We start from the raw sequence: 19,742 nt of genomic DNA, 5'->3' as shown, positions 1-19,742 counted from the left end.
TGCCCGGCGCCTTACAGGTGGTCTTGCAGCCATGTCGTCAGACGGCCGCGTTGGGTACGGGACTGGGGACCGACGCTGATCGTGGCGGTCATGCCGGCCGCCAGTGTCACGCTGTCAGGCACATGGTCCAGGTGGATACGGACCGGGATACGCTGCGCCAGCCGCACCCATGTGAAGATCGGGCTGACATCCTGCAGCCCGAGGCCGTCGGGCCTGCCGTTCTGGTCATTGATACCGCGGGCGATACTGACCACATGACCGGGCAGGATGTCCTTGTAACCCATCAGCTTGACACGCGCATCGTCACCCACATGCACGCCCCACATCTTCGTTTCCTCGAAATAGCCGTTGACCCAGTAGGAGTCGGCGTCAATCACCGCCAGCCGCGCATGGCCCGCCGTGACGTAATCACCCACCCGCAGGTTGAGGTTGGTGATGTTGCCGTTGACCGGGGAATACAGGATGGAGCGCTGCAGGTTCAGCTTGGCCAGGTCAAGGGCCGCGCGCGCCGCATCGACCGACGCGATCTGCGTCGCCACGTTCGAGTTGAAGACTTCCTGTTCTTCCGCCGACACGATACCGCCCAGTCCCATGCGGCGGCGTGCATCATTCTGCTTGAGCTTCAGGTCTTCCAGCGCCCCGTCCAGACGGGCCTGCGCCTCGCGTATGGCCAGGCGGAAACGCACGGGGTCAAGCACGAACAGGGGATCGCCCCGGTGCACGAACTGGTTGTCGACCACGGGCAGCTGCACCACGGTTCCCGACACTTCCGGCGCCACGTCCACGACATAGACGCGGACACGTCCGTCACGTGTCCAGGGGGCAATCATGTAGGTGTCCCATAAGGTGACGCCCATGACGATGGCCATCGTCACGACCGCCAGGGTCAGGACCACACGGATCAGGGTGCGCAGGAGGGGCATGGGGATTTCTCGAACCTTCTTGGGACAGTCAGATGTACAGGATCATCAGGCAGAGGACGCAAGTGTATAGCGCAACCTCGAACAGGGCGAGATGCCAGAACCATTTCATTATGCCGCACCACCATAACAGCGATCGCAGCAGCATGGTGACAGGCAGGGCAGCCACGGCATAGACGACAATCGGCGCCATGAAGACACCGAATAGGTTGAATTCGCTCAGCATCAGGCGGTTCTCATTCCGAACGGTCCCGTTGAAGGAGGAGCAGGCACGGACAGGCCATGACGGACTGTATTCCTGCCCGTCGCTATCTGTAGCCGACCAGACGCATGGAAGAAACCGGCAATGGAGACAAACTGCAAGGACGGGACATCCCGTCGTGGCATCGGGTGCCCCCATGCAGGCAGTGCCGGGGCAGGGGAACGCAATGGGATGGGCAGGGAAAGGGGGGTCATGCCTGTCCCCCGCCCGGGGTGCCGGTCCGGCTGCACAGATTGGCCTCGATCCGTTCAAAGACGGAATAGCAGGCCTGCAGTTCAGGGGTGGAAATACCATGCAGCAGGCGGTTGGACACGGCTTCCACCGCATGGCGGACCTGACGTGCGGTGCGTTCGCCCTTTTCCGTCAGGCTGACCAGTTTGGAGCGTTTGTCGTCACGGTCGGGGGAACGGAACACCAGATCACGGCGTTCCAGTACATCAAGCAGGCGGGCAACGGACGGGGCTTCGATTTCAAGGGCGCGCACAAGATCGGTCTGACGGACCGGCGGCGGCAGCAGGCCAAGGTAGAGCACAGGCCGCCACGTCGCTTCTGTCAGGCCGTATTCCTGCAGGTCGCGGTCAACCTGCCTGCGCCACGCGGCGCCAAGCCGGGCGAGACGGCGACCAAACGACAGTTCCTTCTCGTTGCGCTCCAGATCGGGCATTCTGTTCCGCCAGCTGGGACATACAATTATTAAGCATGCAAACCATTTGCGTGCTTAGTATATCCGGAAGCTGCACGTTTCCAGAAAACGACAAAGTGAGCCAATGCAATTTCAGCATGGATACTATCTGGCAATGACGTGGATCATTGCCAGACTGCGTGGGCCGGTGGCCTGGGGGGTTATTTCCCGCGCCCCGTCATGGCCTTGAACAGGTTCCAAACCGCCCGGCCGGTATGGCGGGTCAGCGGACCGGCAACCGTGGTGGCCACGGCGGACAGGGCAACGGTCTGCCGCAGTTCGTTCAGGGCGTGTTCACGTGCGAATCGCACGCGGATTTCCTCCGGCGTCATGTAGGAACGCCGTCCCATGACCAGCCCCATGACAACCACCAGAAGATCCGCCCCGAATACGGCCGCAGCCGAACCAAGGGCGCTGAAGCCCATTGTCTGGTAACAGAAGGCCCACAGCAGCCCATGGCCCGAGATGACTGCGAAAAAAGCAAAGATAGCCGCCACAACCAGGAATGCAGCCTGACGACCAAGACGGATCGCCATCAGCTTGCGTAGGGTCAGTTCCCCTTCAATGATGGTTTTACCGATTTCGCCTATTCTCATGATGCTCGCGTATCCTCTGGTTGCAGCAGGCTAGAAAGCCTTATTTCGTTGCGCGGCCAAGAAAATAGCCGATCACCGAGAAAATGGCGATAGCCACAAGCGAACGAGCGCGTGAGCCACCCTTCTTGGGTGCGTGTTCCGCCAGGTTTTCGCGTGCCTGGCCCGCCAGGTGCTCCGCCTTGCTGGCGACATCATGCAGGGCCTGCCTGCCGTGCGTATGCAGCAGGTTCTCGATGTGGCCTTTCAGGGCCTGCAGGTCTTCGTGGGTGACGTGCTTGATGGTTTCGGTCTTGCTCATGATCGTTTCCTTTGTGACGAGTGAAGCCAACAATCCTCTGGTAAGGAGGTAACCATTGCTTATAACGCGTTATCTCCCCAGTCAGGTTTCTGTTATCGCATGTCTCCTTTCTCCATTCGGCTGGTTGTCAACGCACTCCGGGCCTTTTCCGGTGCGCCGGGCCTGTCTTTTTCTGCCGCGGCGGGCACGTGCCTGACGGTTGTCAATGACAGGGCCGACTGCCTGTGCGTGCTGGCGGACATGCTGGCGGGCCATGCGCCCGCCTGTGGGGGGCAGGTCATGGTTGACGGGATTGACGTGACCGGCCTGCCGCCCGACCGGCGGCCATGCGCGCTGGTGGGATGGCGCGATCCGCTGTTCGCCCACATGACGGTTCAGGCCAACCTGGCCTTTGCGCTGCGCGCGCGGGGGGAGGAATCGCACGCCGTGGCGGCACGGGTGCGCGCCGTGCTGGCGCTGCTGGGACTGGATGGGCTGGAACATGCCCGCCCCGCCACCCTTTCGCCCGAACAGGCGCTGCGTGTCATGATTGGCCGCGTCCTGGTGTTCGAACCGCCCGTCCTGGTGCTGGACGATCCGTTTACCCCCCTGCCGCCCGCGGGGCGCGTGGCCATGCGGCGTCTGGTCAGTCGGCTGGTGCGCGCGCGCGGCCTGTGCGTGGTGCTGCTGACGCGTGAGCGTGAGGACGCGCTGCTGCTGGGTGATGCCATTGCCTATATGGATGGCATGGAGATCGTGCAGCTTGGTACGGCGCTGGACCTGTTCGACCGTCCCGCGTGTGACCGGGTGGCGACCGGGTTTGGCCATGCCAACAGCCTGACAGCCCGCGTGGCCAGTGTCGATGATGACGTGGCCCTTGCCCACCTGCCCGGTGGCCTGCCGGTCGAAGCCATGGCGGCGCCGGGGGTGGAGGCGGACCAGCTGGCCACGCTGTGCATCCGGCCGGACCGGATCGCGGTCATGTTTCCCTCACGCCCCGGCATGGCGGGGGGCGCCGACCCCGACGGGCCGCCAGTGCTGGAGGCGACCCTGACGGACATGCGGCAGATGGGCGATCATGTGCTGCTGCGTTTCAGGCTGGCGAATGGGGAGGAACTGCTGGCGCGCCGTCCGCCCACCCCCGCCCTGCAGCGCGTGGCGGCAGGGCAGGTGGCCATGCTGGCGTGGCAGCCGGGGCAGGCAATTGCCTTTCCGTTCCGTGGTGAAATGGGGTAGCGTCCGGCATTCTTCGCCCCTGCCTGAAGGATTGTTTCCTGTCCGTGTTCCAGTCTGCGTCCCGTTCCCGCATCCGTATCGGCCTGTTCTGCCTGCTGGTGGCCCCCTCCGTCCCATCCGTCTGGTCCGCCCCGGCTATTGCTGCGACCCCCGTGCGGCACAAGGCCGCCCTTGTGGTCGCGAGTACGGAGTCGCAAATGACGCAGGCGCAGAATGCGGCCTTCCTCCAGCCTTTCGCGCGGGCGTCCCGCCAGCCGGTGGTGCGGCAGGCATGGAACGGCACCCTGGCGGAACTGGACGGGCATGGGCTGCATGCGGGGCGCACGGGTACATGGTCACTGGTCTTTGCCGAGGATACCACCATCCGCGCCGCCTGCGTGCGCGAACTGGTCATTCACCTGGCTGGTAGCGCCACCAACCCTGACGGGTGCGGCGTGCCGGGCATGACAGCCCAGGTGGTGGTGGCGTGGGACCAGACACGGCGCAGGCTTGCGCCACGCTGGGCCGATTTCTGGGATATCGTGCGTTTTCCCGGCAAGCGTGGCCTGCGGCGTGACCCGCGCACCACGCTGGAAATCGCGCTGATGGCCGATGGCGTGGCGCCGGGTGATGTCTATAACCAGCTTGCCACCCCGCAGGGTGTCGATCGCGCCTTTCGCAAGCTGAGCCAGCTTCGCCCCTATATCACGTGGTGGTCCACCCCGGCGGATGCCACCAGCATCCTTGAACGCGGGCAGGTGCTGATGGGCAGCGCGCCCGGTGACGCGGTGCGCAGCATTGCCACACGCTACAGGGACAGGATCGGCATCAATACGGACATGGCGCTGTCCTATGGCCTGTCATGGGGTGTGGTGGCCGGACAGTCGGCCTTCCGGCTGGGGCAGGCGCGCAACCTGCTGCACTTTATCATCCAGCCTGACCAGCAGGCCGCGTTCCTTGCGCGCTATCCCGCCGCAACGCCGCCCGCATCCCTGCCTGCGTCCGTGGCGTTGCCGGTGGATGTGCAGTTCTGGCAGGCACACTACCCGGACCTGTCACGCCGCTTTGACACATGGTTGCGGGATGCGGGCTGATGCTGCCTGATCTTGCCGTCCGCCCGGCTGCAGTGATGGGGCTGGATGGAGCCTGTATCGCACTGGGTCTTGTGGTGGCATGCGGATTGGTACTGGTAGTGCATGTGATGCTGTACCGGGCATGGCCCGCGTGGTGCGTGCTGCTGCGCGGGATGCTGCTTTGCCTGTTGTTGCCGGGACTGGGTCTGGCGGTATGGTGGCCATGCCTTGCGCATGGTGGCGGTGTGGCGGGATGTCTCATGCAGGGCCTGTGTATCGCGCCCGCCGCGATGTGGCCGCTGCTGCGGGTGCTGGACCGGATTCCGCCGGGCCTGTCACGCACGGCCGGCGGTCTGGGGGCGGACGCGAACATGCGTTTTCGGCTGCTCTGGCTGCCGCTGCTGGGCCTGCCGGTGGCTGGGGTGATGGCGTTTTCGTTCGGTATGATCGCGCTATGCGCCATGGCGGCAGTGGCCGCGCATTGAAGATTTTATGGATTTGACACGGCAGGACCACGACCATGACAGATGAGACACCGCCATTTTGGGAAACGACACCCCTTGAGCAGATGTCTACCACGCAGTGGGAGTCGCTGTGCGATGGATGCGGCCGGTGCTGCCTGCACAAGCTGCGTGAGGACGAGACGGACGAAGTCCTGTTTACCGATGTCGCCTGTCGCCTGCTGGATACCACGTCCTGTTTGTGTACCGATTATGAGCACCGCCAGCGCCGGGTGCAGGACTGTATCAGCCTGACGCCAGAAATGCTGGCGGATATCGACTGGCTGCCGCCAACCTGTGGGTATGTGCTGGTGCGTGATGGGGAGCCGTTGCCATGGTGGCACCCGCTGGTGTCCGGCACCCGTGACACGGTGCATGAGGCAGGCGTGTCCGTAAGCGGCAGGGTGATCAGTGAACGCAAGGCGGGCATGCTGGAGGACCACGTGGTTGACTGGCCGGGTGAAGCCCCGCGGGATGCATTCTGCCGCACGCGTCCGCCCCGGCGCTGATGAAAAAACAGTAAAGGTTTTCGGGTGCCGCTTTTTTTAAAGACAGCATTCCGTGAAGCTTTTTGAAAAAAGCTTCGCCAAGAACTTCCTTATGAATTGAGCGGGACGGTTTCATGGGCAGGATTCTGAAACAGTCTTTAACGGCAGGGATGCGGTGACAGCCGGAACGGAGGTCGTGCCCATCGCGTCCGGGCAGGTCACGGTCTGCTGGCGGGCGTCGCGGCAGGCGCGGCGTATTTCCATGCGGATCGATCCACGTAGCGGGCATGTCGTTATTACCCTGCCGCGCGGCGCGCGGCGGACGGATGGGCTGGCGCTGCTGCGCGCGCATTCCGCATGGGTGGCGGCGGGGCTGTCACGCCTGCCGCCGCCTGTTGACCTGTGCCATGGCGGCCATGTCGTGCTGGATGGGCGGCGCCATGAAATCCGCCACTGTCCCGACGCACGGCGTGGCGTATGGCTGGAAGACGGGGTGCTGCATGTCAGCGGTGCTGAAGAATTCGTCCCCCGCCGCGTCAGCGCCTACCTGCGCGCACAGGCGCAGGCCCGCCTGCCCGCCCGCCTGCGCGCACAGGCCGAATCCTGCGGCCTGAAACCGACACAGGTCAGGCTGCGCGATACGAAAAGCCGGTGGGGCAGCTGTTCATCCGATGGGTCGATCATGCTGTGCTGGCGGCTGGTCATGGCGCCGCTGGAGGTGCAGCATTACATCATTGCCCATGAACTCGCGCATCTGCGGCACATGAATCACGGGCCGGATTTCTGGTTGCTGGTGGACCGGCTGACCCCGCACAGGCGTCAGGCTGAAAAATGGCTGCATGACCATGGCGCCAGCCTGCACCGGATCGCCCCGGTCTAAAATCTTTCATTACTTTTCAAGAGATATCTTACGCGGTGAACTGTTCGGTTATGATCCGTTCCGACAGACTCTGCCCCGGATCGAACAGCACGGTGGTCTGCAGTTCCCGCGCTTCGCTGATTTCGACGGAAATGACATCGCGCACTTCGGTAAAGTCCGCCACGGCGGCCACGGGGCGCTTGTCGGTTTCCAGAATGTCGAAACGCACCTGCGCGGTGGAAGGCAGCAGCGCGCCCCGCCACCGGCGCGGGCGAAACGCACTGATGGGCGTAAGCGGCAGCAGGTTGGCCGACAGCGGCACGATCGGCCCATGCGCGGACAGGTTGTAGGCGGTTGATCCCGCCGGTGTCGAAATCAGCACCCCATCACATATCAGTTCGGGCATGCGCACGCGTCCATCCACCCCGATGCGGATTTTCGCCGCCTGCCGTGTCTGGCGGAACAGGAATACATCATTCAGCGCAAGGGCATGGATGCATCTGCCCTCGATCGTCGTGGCCTTCATGCGCAGCGGGTGCAGGATGGCCGCCTGCGCCGTGGCAAGGCGGGCGGGCAGGTCATCGGGCACGGCGGGATTCATCAGGAACCCCACCGTCCCGCAGTTGACGCCATATACCGGCAGGTTGCGCCCCAGCGTCGTATGCAGCATTTCCAGCATGAAGCCATCGCCACCCAGGCAGACCAGCGCATCCGCTTCCTCCGGGGGGCATTGGCCGTACTGCCCGACCAGACGTTCCAGCCACAGCTGCGCGCTTTCGTTCGGGGCCGCGGCAAAGCTCAGCTTCGTTGGAAGGTACCCATCGGCCCAGCCCGGGTACGACATGTCATTCATGGGGTGTGGATGGACAGGCGGTGATGCGCCATGACCGGCATGCGTTCGCGTATGCTGTCGGTTACCGTGCGCTCAAGGCGCGCGGTGCTCCACCCCGGTCCATCCGAAACCTGGGCCACGATGGTGCCCCACGGGTCGATGATCATGGAATGGCCGTACGTGCGGCGCTTCTGGCCATTTTCATCCGTATGGGTGCCGGTGGTACCGCAGGCGACCATCCAGCACTGCGTTTCGATCGCGCGTGCGCGCAGCAGCGTTTCCCAATGCGCCAGCCCCGTTTCCACCGTAAAGGCGGCAGGCACCAGCAGCACGTTCGCCCCCCGCGCCCGTAGCGCATGGAACAGCGCGGGGAAGCGGATGTCGTAGCAGATGGCCAGCCCCGCCGTGAGGTCGGCGGAAAGCGGTGCCGTCACGATATCCGAACCGGGTTCGTATGTATCGCTTTCGCGGTAGCCTTCGCCCCCGGGCGTGGTGACATCAAACAGGTGGATCTTGCGATAGCGCGCGCGTTCACGTCCCCTTGCATCAAACAGCAGCGCGGTATTGAACAGCCTGTCGCCATGCCGTTCCCCGATGGACCCGCCATGGATGATGACGCCATGTTCGCGTGCGATACCTGACAGGAACCGGTACAGCGGCCCGGCTTCCCCCGTGCCATCGGGGGCGGGCAGGGTTTCGGCCGCCGCGAACTTCATGTCCCGGGTGCCGCCAAGGCAGCTCCACATTTCCGGCAGCATGACAAGGTCGGGCTTGTCCGCGGTGATGGCGGCGGTAATCAGTGCGCGGGCGTGTTCGATATTATCGGGCGCGGATGCGCCGGGCGCCATCTGGATGACAGTGGTGCGCATCAGGATACGTACTCCGTGGGCATTGGCCCCCGACCATAGGACAGGCAGGCCCGCGCCCGCAACCGGTATGGCCTGATCGTGCGCCCTGTTAAAAGCCGTGGCGGCGCGATAGGATGTGGCCGTACTTCATATTGAAAAATCAATGGCGCATTCCTCATCTTCCCGAACTGTCATCTTCGCCGCCCTTGGTGGCAACCTGCTGGTGGCGGCAACCAAGTTTGCCGCCGCGTTCATGACCGGCAGCGCCTCCATGCTGAGCGAGGCCATCCACTCCCTGATCGATACCGGCAACCAGGGGCTGCTGCTGGTCGGCATGCGGCGCGCGACGCGACCGGCCACGGCCATGCATCCGTTCGGCTACGGGCTGGAACTGTATTTCTGGACCTTTGTGGTGGCGCTGCTGATCTTCGGGCTGGGGGCCGGTGTCTCCCTGTATGAAGGGATCATCCACATCATCCATCCACAGCCCGTGGCGCATGTGCTGGTCAATTACGTCGTGCTGATGGCCAGCATCGTGTTCGAGGGTTCGGTCTGGCTGATGGCGCTGCGGACCTTCCGCAAGGAAGGCAAGGGCCGTCGTGGCTGGGTCGAGGCCGTGCAGATGAGCAAGGACCCTACCGTGTTTACTGTCCTGTTCGAGGATACGGCGGCACTCAGCGGCCTTGGCGTGGCCCTTCTGGGCAATATCCTTGCCGAATGGCTGGAGATGCCAGTGCTGGATGGCGTGGCGTCCATCATCATCGCGTGCATCCTTGCGGTGACGGCGGCGTTCCTTGCGCGGGAATCACAGTCACTGCTGACTGGCGAAGGTGTCGCGCCGGAGGTGCTGGCAGCCCTGCGCCGCATGGCGCTGGCCGCCAGCGGGGTGGAGCGGCTGAATGAAATCCGCTCCCTGCATTTCGGCCCGCGTGACGTGCTGGTGGTGATCAGCCTTGATTTCCGCAACGACATGACGGCGGGACAGGTGGAAATCGTGGTCAGCGCGCTGGAACACCAGATCAAGCAGGCCTATCCCGAAGTGACCCGTGTTTTCATCGAGGCACAGGACAGCCGCACCCAGCCCCCGGGCACGGCCGCCAGCGGCAGCGTGCCTACGCCGTGACGAATTCATCCGCCCGGTAACCCTGTGCGAACAGCAGGGTGCGCAGGGTGGTGTGATTGACCTGACTGGTGATTTCGCGCCGGACAGCGGGCTTGGCATGGAAGGCGATGCCCGCACCGGCCACGCGCAGCATGGCAAGGTCGTTTGCGCCATCGCCCGTCGCCATGGCGTCGTCCATGTCCAGACCACCTGCGGCCACCAGGCGGCGCAGGTGCGCAAGCTTGGCATCCGGGCCGAGGATGGGCTGCCCCACCGTGCCCGTCAGCATGCCGTCGGCATCCAGCAGGGTATTGGCGTGGTTTTCATCAAAGCCGCACAGGGCCGCCACCCTGCTGGTAAAGAACGTGAACCCGCCTGACACCAGCGCCGTGCGTGCACCGTTCGCACGCATGGTGCGCACCAGCTCCACGGCGCCGGTATTGAGCTTCACATCCTGCCACGCCCGTTCCAGCAGGCTGACCGGCAGGCCGCGCAGCAGGGCGACGCGCTCGCGCAGCGCGGATTCGAATTCGATTTCCCCGTTCATGGACCGCCGGGTGATGTCGGCGATCTTTTCCCCGATCCCGGCATGGGCCGCGATGTCATCCAGCGTTTCGCAACTGACGATGGTGCTGTCCATGTCCGCCACCAGCAGGCGCTTGCGGCGGTTGTCGCGTGGCGTTACCAGCACGTCCATCCCACGCCCGGCAAAGACGTCCCGCATGGCCCCGATATCCGGCTGCATCCATGTTGCGGGGGCAGCGCAGCCGATTTCGACCGCTTCCCCTTCCGACAGGGTGACGGGAACACCGCCACGCACCAGGTCACGCGCGGCCTGGATATCAACCGGCGTGAGGGATGTGGCGCCACGGTTGGCCACCAGTACAAGGGTATGGGAGAAGGAAGAGGAATCAGCCATGGGGTCCGGGTATATGACAGGTGAGAGACAATGACACGCCCCCCTGCCGGGCGGGCGCGCATGGCGGTGATCGTGGCGGGTCCGACCTGTTCGGGCAAGTCCGCACTTGCGCTGGCCCTTGCACGGCAGGTGAACGGTACCATCATCAATACCGATTCGATGCAGGTATACCGTGACCTGCGTATCCTGACAGCCCGGCCCGACGCCACCGAGGAAGCCAGCGTGCCCCATGCGCTGTACGGCGTGCTGCCGGCAGCGGAACCCGGCAGTGTCGCATGGTGGCGCACGCAGGCCATCGCTGCGGCCCACGCCGCATGGGATGCGGGCCGGGTGCCGGTATTCTGTGGCGGCACGGGCATGTATTTCCGCGCGCTGACCGATGGCCTGGCGGATATTCCCCAGCCGCCCGACGCCATTCGTGCGCAGGCGCGTGACATGGTCGATCGCCTGGGACCGGAGGCCGTGCATGAGATGCTGCGCCAGCGCGACCCCGAAACCGCCGCCACCCTGCGCCCGACCGATGGCCAGCGCATCGCGCGCGCATGGGAAGTACACGCGGCTACCGGCCATGGGCTGGTCTGGTGGCGGCGTGAAGCGGTGCTGCCCCCACTGCCCGCGCGTTTTGTCGCCATACGCCTGCATCCCCCGCGGGATGTGCTGCGCGCCGCCATCGCCCGCCGGTTCCAGGCCATGCTCGACCTTGGCGCAATGGATGAGGTCGCCCGCCTGCTGGCGCAGGACCTGCCCCCGGCCCTGCCTGCCATGCGTGCCCATGGCGTGCCCGAACTGGCCGCCGTGCTGCGGGGCGAAATGGATATGGCCACGGCCGTGCAGCAGGCCGTCCGCCTGACCGGGCAATACACGAAACGGCAGGCGACATGGTTCGCCCATCACGCGCTGGCGGCGGAGATGGACACGTTTTTATATGAAAAACGGTTTGAAAAATGCGAAACCGCGCAACAAATGGAAAGATGGAGCAATAAAATCATTTCTTTTGTTATTAACCGCATTGACGCGGGCCAAGGGTTTCCGTAAACCCGGCCCCGGGATTTCGCCTCCTGTAGCTGGCCGGATTGTTCCGGCGGCTTTGGGCGAAGGAGCAGGAACATGAACGCAGCATCGCACCAGACAGACCTGAAGCATCACGCCACTGGCACGGACACGACCGTACTCAGCGGTGCGGAAGTGCTTCTGCGCGTATTGGTCGAACAGGGGGTCGAAGTCATTTTCGGCTATCCCGGCGGTGCGGTCCTGCCGATCTATGACGCGCTGTTCCGCCAGAACGCAATTCGCCATGTACTGGTCCGTCATGAACAGGCGGCCGTGCATGCGGCCGAAGCCTATGCCCGGTCCACCGGCAAGGTGGGCGTGGTGCTGGTGACCAGTGGCCCCGGTGCGACCAACACCGTGACCGGCCTGCTGGACGCCATGCTGGATTCGATTCCGGTCGTGTGTTTTTCCGGTCAGGTGGGCGTGCCGCTGATCGGCACCGACGCCTTTCAGGAAGCCGACACCACGGGCATCACCCGTCCGGCCACCAAGTACAACTATCTTGTCCGCCGGGCGGAGGAGGTGGCCCCCTGCGTGCATGAGGCCTTCCATATCGCGCGCAGCGGCCGCCCCGGCCCGGTGCTGGTCGACCTGCCCAAGAACATCATGGTCGGTCCCGCGCCCTACAGTGACGCGCCGCGCGTGCCGCATCCGTCCTATCACCCGCAGACCGAGCCGGGGCGGGACGTGATCGCCCGTGCCGTGGCCGCCATGAAGGGCGCGCGCCGTCCGCTGTTCTATACCGGTGGCGGCATCATCAACGCCGGGCCCGAGGCCTCCACCGCCCTGCGCCGCCTGGTGGAAAAGACGGGCTTTCCCTGCACGTCCACGCTCATGGGTCTGGGGGCGATGCCTGCGGGCGACCGTCGCTTCCTGGGCATGCTGGGCATGCACGGCACGTACGAAGCCAACATGGCCACCCATGACTGTGACGTGCTGATCGCGCTTGGCTCGCGCTTTGATGACCGCGTGACGGGGCGGCTGGATGCGTTCTCGCCCGGTTCGTTCAAGATCCATGCGGATATCGATCCCAGCCAGATCAACAAGATCGTGCGGGTGGATGTCGGCATCGTGGGTGACGCGCGGCGCGTGATCGAGATGATGCTGGAGGAATGGGACTGCACCCCCGCCAATACCCGCCAGCCGATCGATGTCGCGCAGTGGTGGCACCAGATCAGTGAATGGCGGAAGATCGACAGCCTCGGCTTTTCGCAGGACATGGCGCCCGATGCGATCATCCGCCCGCAATACGCCATCCGCCGCCTGCATGAAATGGCGACCGCCACCGGGCGTGACACCTATGTCTCGACCGAGGTGGGCCAGCACCAGATGTGGGCCGCCCAGCATTTCGGCTTTGACAGGCCCAATCGCTGGCTGACTTCGGGTGGTCTGGGCACCATGGGCTATGGCCTGCCTGCTGCCGTTGGTGCGCAGGTCGCCCACCCTGATGCGCTGGTGATCGACATCGCGGGCGAGGCCTCGACGCTCATGAACATTCAGGAACTGTCCACCATCGCGCAGTACCGCCTGCCGGTTAAGGTGTTCATCCTGAACAACCAGTACATGGGCATGGTGCGCCAGTGGCAGGAACTGCTGCATGAATCACGGTATTCCGAAAGCTACAGCGCGGCGTTGCCGGACTTCGTGAAGCTTGCGGAAAGCTTCCATGGGCGCGGCCTGCGGGCGACCTGCGTGGGGGAACTGGATGGCGTGATTGCCGAAATGCTGGCCCATCCGGGTCCGGTGGTGGCCGACATCTGTGTTGCGCAGGATGAAAACTGCTACCCCATGATCCCGTCGGGGGCGGCGCATAACCAGATGCTGCTCGGTCCCGATCAGGATGACGAGATCAGCGCCGAAGGCCGCATGCTGGTCTGATCGCCCGTCTGTCCCGGCGGGTTTCACCTGCCGGGCGCCTCTGTCCTTTCCTGCCGGCATGCAGCCTGCATGCCGGCGTCTTCAGCAGTCAGGAAACACCATCATGACCACGCAGCAGGAGAGCCCGGTCTCCGCGGTCATTTCCATTCAGGTCGAAAACGAAAGCGGTGCGCTGGCGCGTGTCATCGGCCTGTTTTCCGGTCGTGGATACAATATCGAAAGCCTGACCGTGGCCCCGGTTGATGAAACCGGCCGCCAGTCGCGCATCAATATCGTCACCACGGCGACCCCGCGCGTGCTGGAACAGATCCGCGCGCAGGTGGCGCGTCTGGTGCCGGTGTACCGGGTGTCGGTCATGACGGCGGCGGAACCCCACGTTGCGCGTGAAATGGCGCTGGTCAAGGTGATCGCCAGTGGCGAACGCCGCGCCGATGCCCTGCGCATCGCGCAGGCGTTCCGCGCCCATCCTGTTGATGCCTCGGCCACTTCGTTCGTCTTTGAACTGACGGGTGCGACCGACAAGCTCGATGCCTTTATCGACCTCATGCGTCCCCTTGGCCTGGCCGAGGTGTCGCGCACGGGTGTCGCCGCCATCGCCCGTGGCGCGGCAATCCTGTAAGGGTCGCGTTTTTACCTGATCGATTCGTTTTTCATTCCCAAGGAGCAAGACCATGCGCGTCTATTACGATCGCGATGCCGACGTGAACCTGATCAAGAGCAAGAAGGTCGCCATCATCGGTTACGGCAGCCAGGGCCATGCCCATGCCAACAACCTCAAGGACTCGGGCGTGACCGACATCGTTGTCGGCCTGCGTCCCGAATCAAAGGCTGTTGCCAAGGCCGAAGCCGCCGGCTTCAAGGTGATGACCCCCGCCGACGCCGCCAAGTGGGCCGACGTGGTCATGGTGCTGACCCCCGATGAGGGCCAGGGCGCGCTGTACAAGGAATCACTGGAAAAGAACCTGAAGACGGGTGCGGCGCTTGCGTTCGCCCACGGTCTGGCGATCCATTTCCGCATCATCGAAGCCCGTCCCGACCTGGACGTGTTCCTGATCGCGCCCAAGGGCCCGGGCCACACCGTGCGTTCCGAATACCAGAAGGGTGGCGGCGTGCCGTCGCTGGTGGCCGTGGCGCAGAACGCGTCGGGCAATGCGCTGGAAATCGCGCTGTCCTATGCATCCGCCAATGGCGGTGGCCGTGCGGGCATCATCGAGACGACCTTCAAGGAAGAAGTCGAAACCGACCTGTTTGGTGAGCAGGCCGTGCTGTGCGGTGGTCTGGTTGAACTGATCCGCGCGGGCTTCGAGACGCTGGTCGAGGCGGGTTATGCGCCGGAAATGGCGTATTTCGAGTGCCTGCACGAAATGAAGCTGATCGTGGACCTGATCTACGAAGGCGGCATTGCGAACATGAACTACTCCATCTCCAACACGGCGGAGTATGGTGAATACGTGTCCGGCCCGCGCGTGATCACGCCGGAAACCAAGGTCGAGATGAAGAAGATCCTGACCGACATTCAGGATGGCACCTTCGTGCGCAACTTCATTCTGGAAAACCAGTCCGGCAACATCGGCTTCAAGGCCACCCGCGCCCGCAACAACGAACACCAGATCGAGAAGGTGGGCGAAAAGCTGCGCGCCATGATGTCGTGGATCGGCAAGAACAAGCTGGTCGACAAGGCCCGCAACTGATCATCGCACGACCGGGATCGGGGATGGCGCGCCATTCCTTTTTCCAGACGCCAGCCGGGCTGTCCCGGCTGGCGTTTTTTTTATGTCGGCTTTTCCTGCTGTTGCCAGCATTTGCCGTGACACGGACCGGGGCGTGGTGTCACCATGCGCGCCGGATATGAACAGCAGGAGCACCGTACCGTGACGGATTACGTGATTCCCCCCTACACCCTTCCCGTTGTGCCAGTGGAGGGGCGTGCGGGTGTCTTTCCCGTCCGGCGGATATGGTGCGTGGGGCAGAACTACGCTGCCCATGCGCGCGAAATGGGCAGCAACCCCGAACGTTCCGAACCTTTCTTCTTTTCCAAGCCAGGTGATGCGGTGGTGCCGGGTGGCGGCCTGCTGCCGTTTCCGGTCAGTACGTCCGACCTGCATCATGAGGTGGAACTGGTGGCGGCCATCGGACGTGAGGGGGAGAACATCCCCGTGGAAAAGGCGCTGTCGCATATCTATGGCTATGCCGTGGGCCTGGACATGACCCGGCGTGACCTGCAGGCCGCCGCCAAGAAGGCGGGGCGGCCATGGTCACTGGCCAAGGGGTTTGACCAGTCCTGTCCCATTTCATCCATCGTTCCCGCATCGGTCTGTGGCCACCCCGAAGGGGGCGCCATTACGTTGAGCGTGAATGGTGAATCCCGGCAGAAGGGCGATCTGGTGGAAATGATCTGGTCCGTGGCCGAGATCATTTCCTGCCTGAGTCGCTTTGTCGCCCTTGCTCCCGGTGACCTGATCATGACCGGCACCCCATCGGGGGTGGGACCGGTCCGGCGTGGCGATGTGCTGCATGCCACCTGTGCCGGTGTGGGTGAACTGAACGTCACCTATACCGCCTGAATACCTGCGGCGCGGGCTGTCATGCCGTGCGCCAGCCATTGGGAGACTGTCTGGAAACAGAAAGTTCTTGGGTGCTGCCTTTTTTTTAAAAAGGCGGCGTTACCTGAAGCCTTTTTACAATTTTCACGATGTTCCACAGACAGTCTTCCGGATCTCTTCATGAAGAAGGATTGAAAAGACATGCAATACCGTCAGCTTGGCCGCTCCGGCCTGCGGATTTCGGCATTTACGCTGGGGACGATGACATTTGGCGGCAAGGGTGACTTCGCCAAGACGGGAGATACCGACCTTGCCGGTGCGCGTCGGCAGATCGACCTGTGTGTTGATGCCGGGATCAACATGTTCGATACCGCCGACATCTATTCCACCGGCGTGTCGGAGGAAATCCTTGGCGCGGCACTCAAGGGCCGCAGCGACGACATCATGGTGACCACCAAGGCCCGTTTCCCCATGGGCAGGGGGGCCAATGACGCGGGTCTGTCACGCTATCATCTGGTCAGTGCGTGCGAGGCCAGCCTGAAGCGGCTGGGACGTGACCATATCGATCTGTACTACCTGCATGAATGGGATGGCCAGACCCCGCTGGATGAAACGCTGGAGGCGCTGGATACACTGACCCGGTCGGGCAAGATCCGTTATGCGGGGGTTTCCAACTTCTCGGCGTGGCACATCATGAAGGCGCTGGCCACGGCGGAACGCAACCGCCTGATCGCGCCGGTGGCGCAGCAGATCTATTATTCCCTGCAGGCGCGGGACGCGGAATACGAACTCCTGCCCGTGGCGGTGGACCAGGGGATCGGCGTGCAGGTCTGGAGTCCCATGGCGGGCGGCCTGCTGTCGGGCAAATACCGGCGCGGCAAGCCCCAGCCACAGGGAACGCGGCAGATCGAGAACTGGGGCGAGCCCCCGGTCCATGATATCGAAAAGCTGTATGACGTGGTCGAAGTGCTGGTCAGCATTGCCGAATCACGCGGTATCTCGGCGGCACAGGTGGCGCTGGCATGGGTGGCGCAGCGTCCGGCGGTGACCTCCATCGTGATTGGCGCGCGGACCGAGGCGCAGCTGATCGACAACCTCAAGGCCGCCGAACTGAACCTGACAGCAGAGGAAATCAGCCGTCTGGATGACGCCAGCGCGCCGCCGCTACTCTACCCGTTCTGGCATCAGGCCAGCACCGCATCGGACCGGCTTTCGGCCGCTGATCTGCTGCTGCTTGGCCCGACGGTCGCCAGGAAAGGCAAGTAGGGCAGATGTTTCTTTCCCTGCCCCCGACAGGGCAGGGAAACCTGTCGGTTGCATGCGGTATTGCCGCTGGGTGAATGGCCGGCCCGTTGATAAGACACGGCAATCTTGACATGGATCAAGGTTGCGAACCCACAGGCAATGATCAGCTATCCCCCATGGAAATCCGGGCCGCCCAATGCGGTATGACAGGAAACAGGGGAAGGAAATCCACGCCCGATATCTTGTAATAACATCCAGTTGATCCCATCTGGAATCCAGCGCCATGCCGTTGCCTGTTGAGGGACGGCGCAAAGGCACCACCTGTTATGTCGCCTGATTGAAAGGGACGAGGGAATAGATGAATATCGAGAAATTTACAGAACGGTCGCGCGGCTTCCTGCAGGCGGCACAGACCATCGCCATGCGGGACTACAACCAGCAGTTGACGCCGGAGCACCTGCTCAAGGCCCTGCTGGATGATGATCAGGGGGCGGCTGCCGCCCTGATCCGCGCAGCCGGTGGGCAGGTTCCCGCCATTACGGCGGCGAATGAAGCGGCTCTTGCCAAGCTGCCCAAAGTACAGGGCGGTGGCGCGGGTCAGCCCAGTGCCACGGGCGAACTGGTGCGCGTACTGGACGCAGCCGAACAGGCAGCCCAGAAGGCGGGCGACGGATATGTGGCGCAGGACCGCCTGCTGGCTGCCATCGCCGCGTCCGAGACCCCGGCCGGTCAGGCCCTGCGTGCAGGGGGTGCGACGCCGCAGGCGCTGGAAAAAGCCATTGCCACCATCCGCAAGGGACGCACCGTGGATAGCGAAAACGCAGAAGCCAATTTTGACGCGCTGAAGAAATATGCCCGTGACGTGACCGAGGTTGCGCTGCAGGGCAAGCTGGACCCCGTGATCGGCCGTGACGAGGAAATCCGCCGCGCCATTCAGGTCCTTGCCCGCCGCAGCAAGAACAACCCCGTCCTGATCGGTGAGCCGGGTGTGGGCAAGACCGCCATCGTCGAAGGGCTGGCGCAGCGTATCGTCAATGGTGATGTGCCCGAAGCGCTGAAGAACAAGAAGCTGCTCTCGCTCGACATGGGCGCGCTGGTCGCCGGTGCGAAGTTCCGTGGTGAGTTCGAGGAACGGCTGAAGGCGGTCCTGAAGGAAATCGAGTCGGCTGAAGGCCAGATCATCCTGTTCATCGACGAAATGCACACCCTTGTGGGTGCAGGCCGCAGTGATGGCGCGATGGATGCCTCCAACCTGATCAAGCCGGAACTGGCCCGTGGCGTGCTGCACTGTATCGGTGCCACGACGCTGGATGAATACCGCAAGTATATCGAGAAGGATGCGGCCCTGGCCCGCCGGTTCCAGCCGGTCTATGTGGGTGAGCCGACGGTGGCCGACACCATCTCCATCCTGCGCGGGATCAAGGAAAAATACGAACTCCATCATGGTATCCGTATTTCCGATAACGCCCTGGTGGCGGCGGCCACGCTGTCCAACCGCTACATCACCGACCGCTTCCTGCCCGACAAGGCCATTGACCTTGTGGATGAGGCTGCAAGCCGTCTGCGTATGCAGATCGACAGCAAGCCCGAGGAGCTTGATGAACTCGATCGTCGCCTGATCCAGCTCAAGATCGAACGCGAAGCCATCCGCAAGGAAGACGACGCGGCCAGCAAGGAACGCCTGGTCAAGCTGGAAGCCGAACTGTCGGAACTGCAGGAAAAGTCCGATGCCCTTACCGCTGCCTGGCATGCTGAAAAGGACCGCGTCAACGCGGTGCAGAAGCTGCAGGAAGACATGGACCAGGTCCGTTCGGACATCGAGATCGCCCAGCGCAAGGGGGATCTGGGCCGTGCATCGGAACTGATGTACAGCCGCCTGCCGCAGCTTCAGGCCCAGATTGCCAAGGCGCAGGAAGAAGCTGACCAGATCAGCAAGGGCGATGGCATGGTCAGCGATACCGTGACCGATCAGGGCATTGCCGCTGTCGTGTCGCGCTGGACCGGCGTGCCGGTGGACCGGATGCTGGAAGGTGAACGCGCCAAGCTGCTGCGCATGGAAGACGAACTGCGCAAGAGCGTTGTGGGTCAGGAACCTGCGCTCAAGGCAGTGTCGAACGCCGTGCGCCGTGCCCGCGCCGGGTTGCAAGATCCCAACCGTCCCATCGGTTCGTTCCTGTTCCTTGGCCCGACGGGTGTGGGCAAGACGGAACTGTGCAAGGCGCTGGCCCGCTTCCTGTTCGATGACGAGAAGGCCCTGCTGCGTATCGACATGAGTGAGTTCATGGAGAAGCACGCGGTTGCCCGTCTGGTCGGTGCCCCTCCCGGTTATGTCGGGTATGAGGAAGGTGGCGTGCTGACCGAAGCGGTTCGCCGCAGGCCCTATCAGGTCATCCTGTTCGATGAGGTCGAGAAAGCGCATGAAGATGTCTTCAACATCCTGCTGCAGGTGCTTG

Annotated in this window: 21 protein-coding genes (1 of these 21 running past the window's edge); 13 read left to right on the top strand and 8 right to left on the bottom strand. The window is 63.5% G+C overall.

Annotation, left to right across the window (positions count from 1 at the left end):
- Positions 1-11: 11 nt before the first annotated feature.
- The 5 genes from S101446_RS11060 to S101446_RS11035 form a co-directional block, all read right to left on the bottom strand.
- Positions 12-923, bottom strand: a complete 912-nt coding sequence (locus tag S101446_RS11060) for an HlyD family efflux transporter periplasmic adaptor subunit (protein WP_010510089.1) — start codon at positions 921-923, stop codon at positions 12-14.
- 28 nt (positions 924-951) lie between these two features.
- Positions 952-1,146, bottom strand: coding sequence for a DUF1656 domain-containing protein (locus S101446_RS11055; protein ID WP_010510087.1), 195 nt, complete (start codon positions 1,144-1,146; stop codon positions 952-954).
- A gap of 226 nt (positions 1,147-1,372) precedes the next feature.
- Positions 1,373-1,846 carry a MarR family winged helix-turn-helix transcriptional regulator gene (locus S101446_RS11045; RefSeq protein ID WP_010510085.1) on the bottom strand — a complete coding sequence of 158 codons (474 nt, stop codon included), beginning with the start codon at positions 1,844-1,846 and terminating at the stop codon, positions 1,373-1,375.
- Between the two features lie 179 nt (positions 1,847-2,025).
- Positions 2,026-2,460, bottom strand: a complete 435-nt coding sequence (locus S101446_RS11040; protein WP_010510083.1) for a hypothetical protein — start codon at positions 2,458-2,460, stop codon at positions 2,026-2,028.
- A gap of 40 nt (positions 2,461-2,500) precedes the next feature.
- Positions 2,501-2,758 carry a hypothetical protein gene (locus S101446_RS11035; RefSeq protein ID WP_010510081.1) on the bottom strand — a complete coding sequence of 86 codons (258 nt, stop codon included), beginning with the start codon at positions 2,756-2,758 and terminating at the stop codon, positions 2,501-2,503.
- A 99-nt stretch (positions 2,759-2,857) separates the two neighbouring features.
- Between S101446_RS11035 and S101446_RS11030 the strand changes: the two genes are divergently transcribed.
- The 5 genes from S101446_RS11030 to S101446_RS11010 all read left to right on the top strand — a co-directional run bounded on the left by S101446_RS11030 (position 2,858) and on the right by S101446_RS11010 (position 6,893).
- On the top strand, positions 2,858-3,973 hold the full coding sequence (locus S101446_RS11030) for an ABC transporter ATP-binding protein (protein ID WP_010510079.1): 1,116 nt from the start codon (positions 2,858-2,860) through the stop codon (positions 3,971-3,973).
- A 44-nt stretch (positions 3,974-4,017) separates the two neighbouring features.
- The gene (locus tag S101446_RS11025; RefSeq protein ID WP_087608370.1) at positions 4,018-5,046 is read left to right on the top strand and encodes an extracellular solute-binding protein; all 1,029 of its coding nucleotides are present in this window, start codon (positions 4,018-4,020) and stop codon (positions 5,044-5,046) included.
- The gene (locus S101446_RS11020; protein WP_208620516.1) at positions 5,046-5,510 is read left to right on the top strand and encodes a hypothetical protein; all 465 of its coding nucleotides are present in this window, start codon (positions 5,046-5,048) and stop codon (positions 5,508-5,510) included. Before S101446_RS11025 ends, S101446_RS11020 begins: the two co-directional genes overlap by 1 nt.
- A 35-nt stretch (positions 5,511-5,545) precedes the next feature.
- Positions 5,546-6,034 (top strand): YcgN family cysteine cluster protein, encoded by a 489-nt coding sequence (locus tag S101446_RS11015; protein WP_010510073.1) that lies wholly within the window; start codon positions 5,546-5,548, stop codon positions 6,032-6,034.
- Positions 6,035-6,188: 154 nt separating this feature from the next.
- Positions 6,189-6,893, top strand: coding sequence for a M48 family metallopeptidase (locus tag S101446_RS11010; protein WP_087608368.1), 705 nt, complete (start codon positions 6,189-6,191; stop codon positions 6,891-6,893).
- Between the two features lie 28 nt (positions 6,894-6,921).
- On the opposite strand, the gene S101446_RS11005 is transcribed toward S101446_RS11010, so the two are convergent.
- Positions 6,922-7,725 carry an NAD kinase gene (locus S101446_RS11005; RefSeq protein WP_039794569.1) on the bottom strand — a complete coding sequence of 268 codons (804 nt, stop codon included), beginning with the start codon at positions 7,723-7,725 and terminating at the stop codon, positions 6,922-6,924.
- Entirely contained in the window at positions 7,722-8,573 is an 852-nt protein-coding gene (locus S101446_RS11000) for a carbon-nitrogen hydrolase family protein (RefSeq protein ID WP_087608367.1), read from the bottom strand. Before S101446_RS11000 ends, S101446_RS11005 begins: the two co-directional genes overlap by 4 nt.
- A 142-nt stretch (positions 8,574-8,715) precedes the next feature.
- On the opposite strand from S101446_RS11000, the gene S101446_RS10995 reads away from it, so the two are divergent.
- Positions 8,716-9,675, top strand: a complete 960-nt coding sequence (locus tag S101446_RS10995; protein WP_087608366.1) for a cation diffusion facilitator family transporter — start codon at positions 8,716-8,718, stop codon at positions 9,673-9,675.
- Here S101446_RS10995 and serB read toward each other — a convergent pair.
- Positions 9,665-10,573 carry a phosphoserine phosphatase SerB gene (serB, locus tag S101446_RS10990; protein WP_087608365.1) on the bottom strand — a complete coding sequence of 303 codons (909 nt, stop codon included), beginning with the start codon at positions 10,571-10,573 and terminating at the stop codon, positions 9,665-9,667. The two genes, S101446_RS10995 and serB, sit on opposite strands and share 11 nt — an antisense overlap.
- A gap of 30 nt (positions 10,574-10,603) precedes the next feature.
- Between serB and miaA the strand changes: the two genes are divergently transcribed.
- The 7 genes from miaA to clpB form a co-directional block, all read left to right on the top strand.
- A complete protein-coding gene (gene miaA / locus S101446_RS10985; protein WP_087608364.1) occupies positions 10,604-11,608 on the top strand; it encodes a tRNA (adenosine(37)-N6)-dimethylallyltransferase MiaA in 1,005 nt (334 codons plus the stop codon).
- 72 nt (positions 11,609-11,680) lie between these two features.
- Complete coding sequence (ilvB, locus tag S101446_RS10980) at positions 11,681-13,501, top strand: biosynthetic-type acetolactate synthase large subunit (protein ID WP_087608363.1); 1,821 nt, start codon at positions 11,681-11,683, stop codon at positions 13,499-13,501.
- A gap of 103 nt (positions 13,502-13,604) precedes the next feature.
- Positions 13,605-14,120 carry an acetolactate synthase small subunit gene (gene ilvN, locus S101446_RS10975; protein WP_010510064.1) on the top strand — a complete coding sequence of 172 codons (516 nt, stop codon included), beginning with the start codon at positions 13,605-13,607 and terminating at the stop codon, positions 14,118-14,120.
- Positions 14,121-14,172: 52 nt separating this feature from the next.
- Positions 14,173-15,192, top strand: coding sequence for a ketol-acid reductoisomerase (gene ilvC / locus S101446_RS10970; protein ID WP_010510063.1), 1,020 nt, complete (start codon positions 14,173-14,175; stop codon positions 15,190-15,192).
- 144 nt (positions 15,193-15,336) lie between these two features.
- Positions 15,337-16,065: a fumarylacetoacetate hydrolase family protein gene (locus S101446_RS10965; protein WP_010510062.1), complete on the top strand. Its 729-nt coding sequence runs from the start codon at positions 15,337-15,339 to the stop codon at positions 16,063-16,065.
- Between the two features lie 180 nt (positions 16,066-16,245).
- Positions 16,246-17,310 carry an aldo/keto reductase gene (locus tag S101446_RS10960; protein ID WP_087608362.1) on the top strand — a complete coding sequence of 355 codons (1,065 nt, stop codon included), beginning with the start codon at positions 16,246-16,248 and terminating at the stop codon, positions 17,308-17,310.
- A 337-nt stretch (positions 17,311-17,647) separates the two neighbouring features.
- Positions 17,648-19,742: the 5' portion of an ATP-dependent chaperone ClpB gene (gene clpB, locus S101446_RS10955; protein ID WP_019090675.1), read on the top strand. It continues 509 nt past the right edge of the window; only the first 2,095 of its 2,604 coding nucleotides appear in the window; its start codon is at positions 17,648-17,650; its stop codon lies off the right edge, out of view.

Source organism: Komagataeibacter europaeus, assembly GCF_002173515.1.
Classification (GTDB): domain Bacteria; phylum Pseudomonadota; class Alphaproteobacteria; order Acetobacterales; family Acetobacteraceae; genus Komagataeibacter; species Komagataeibacter europaeus.
Note: the sequence above shows the minus strand (reverse complement) of the source record. Positions and strands in the feature narration are given on the sequence as shown.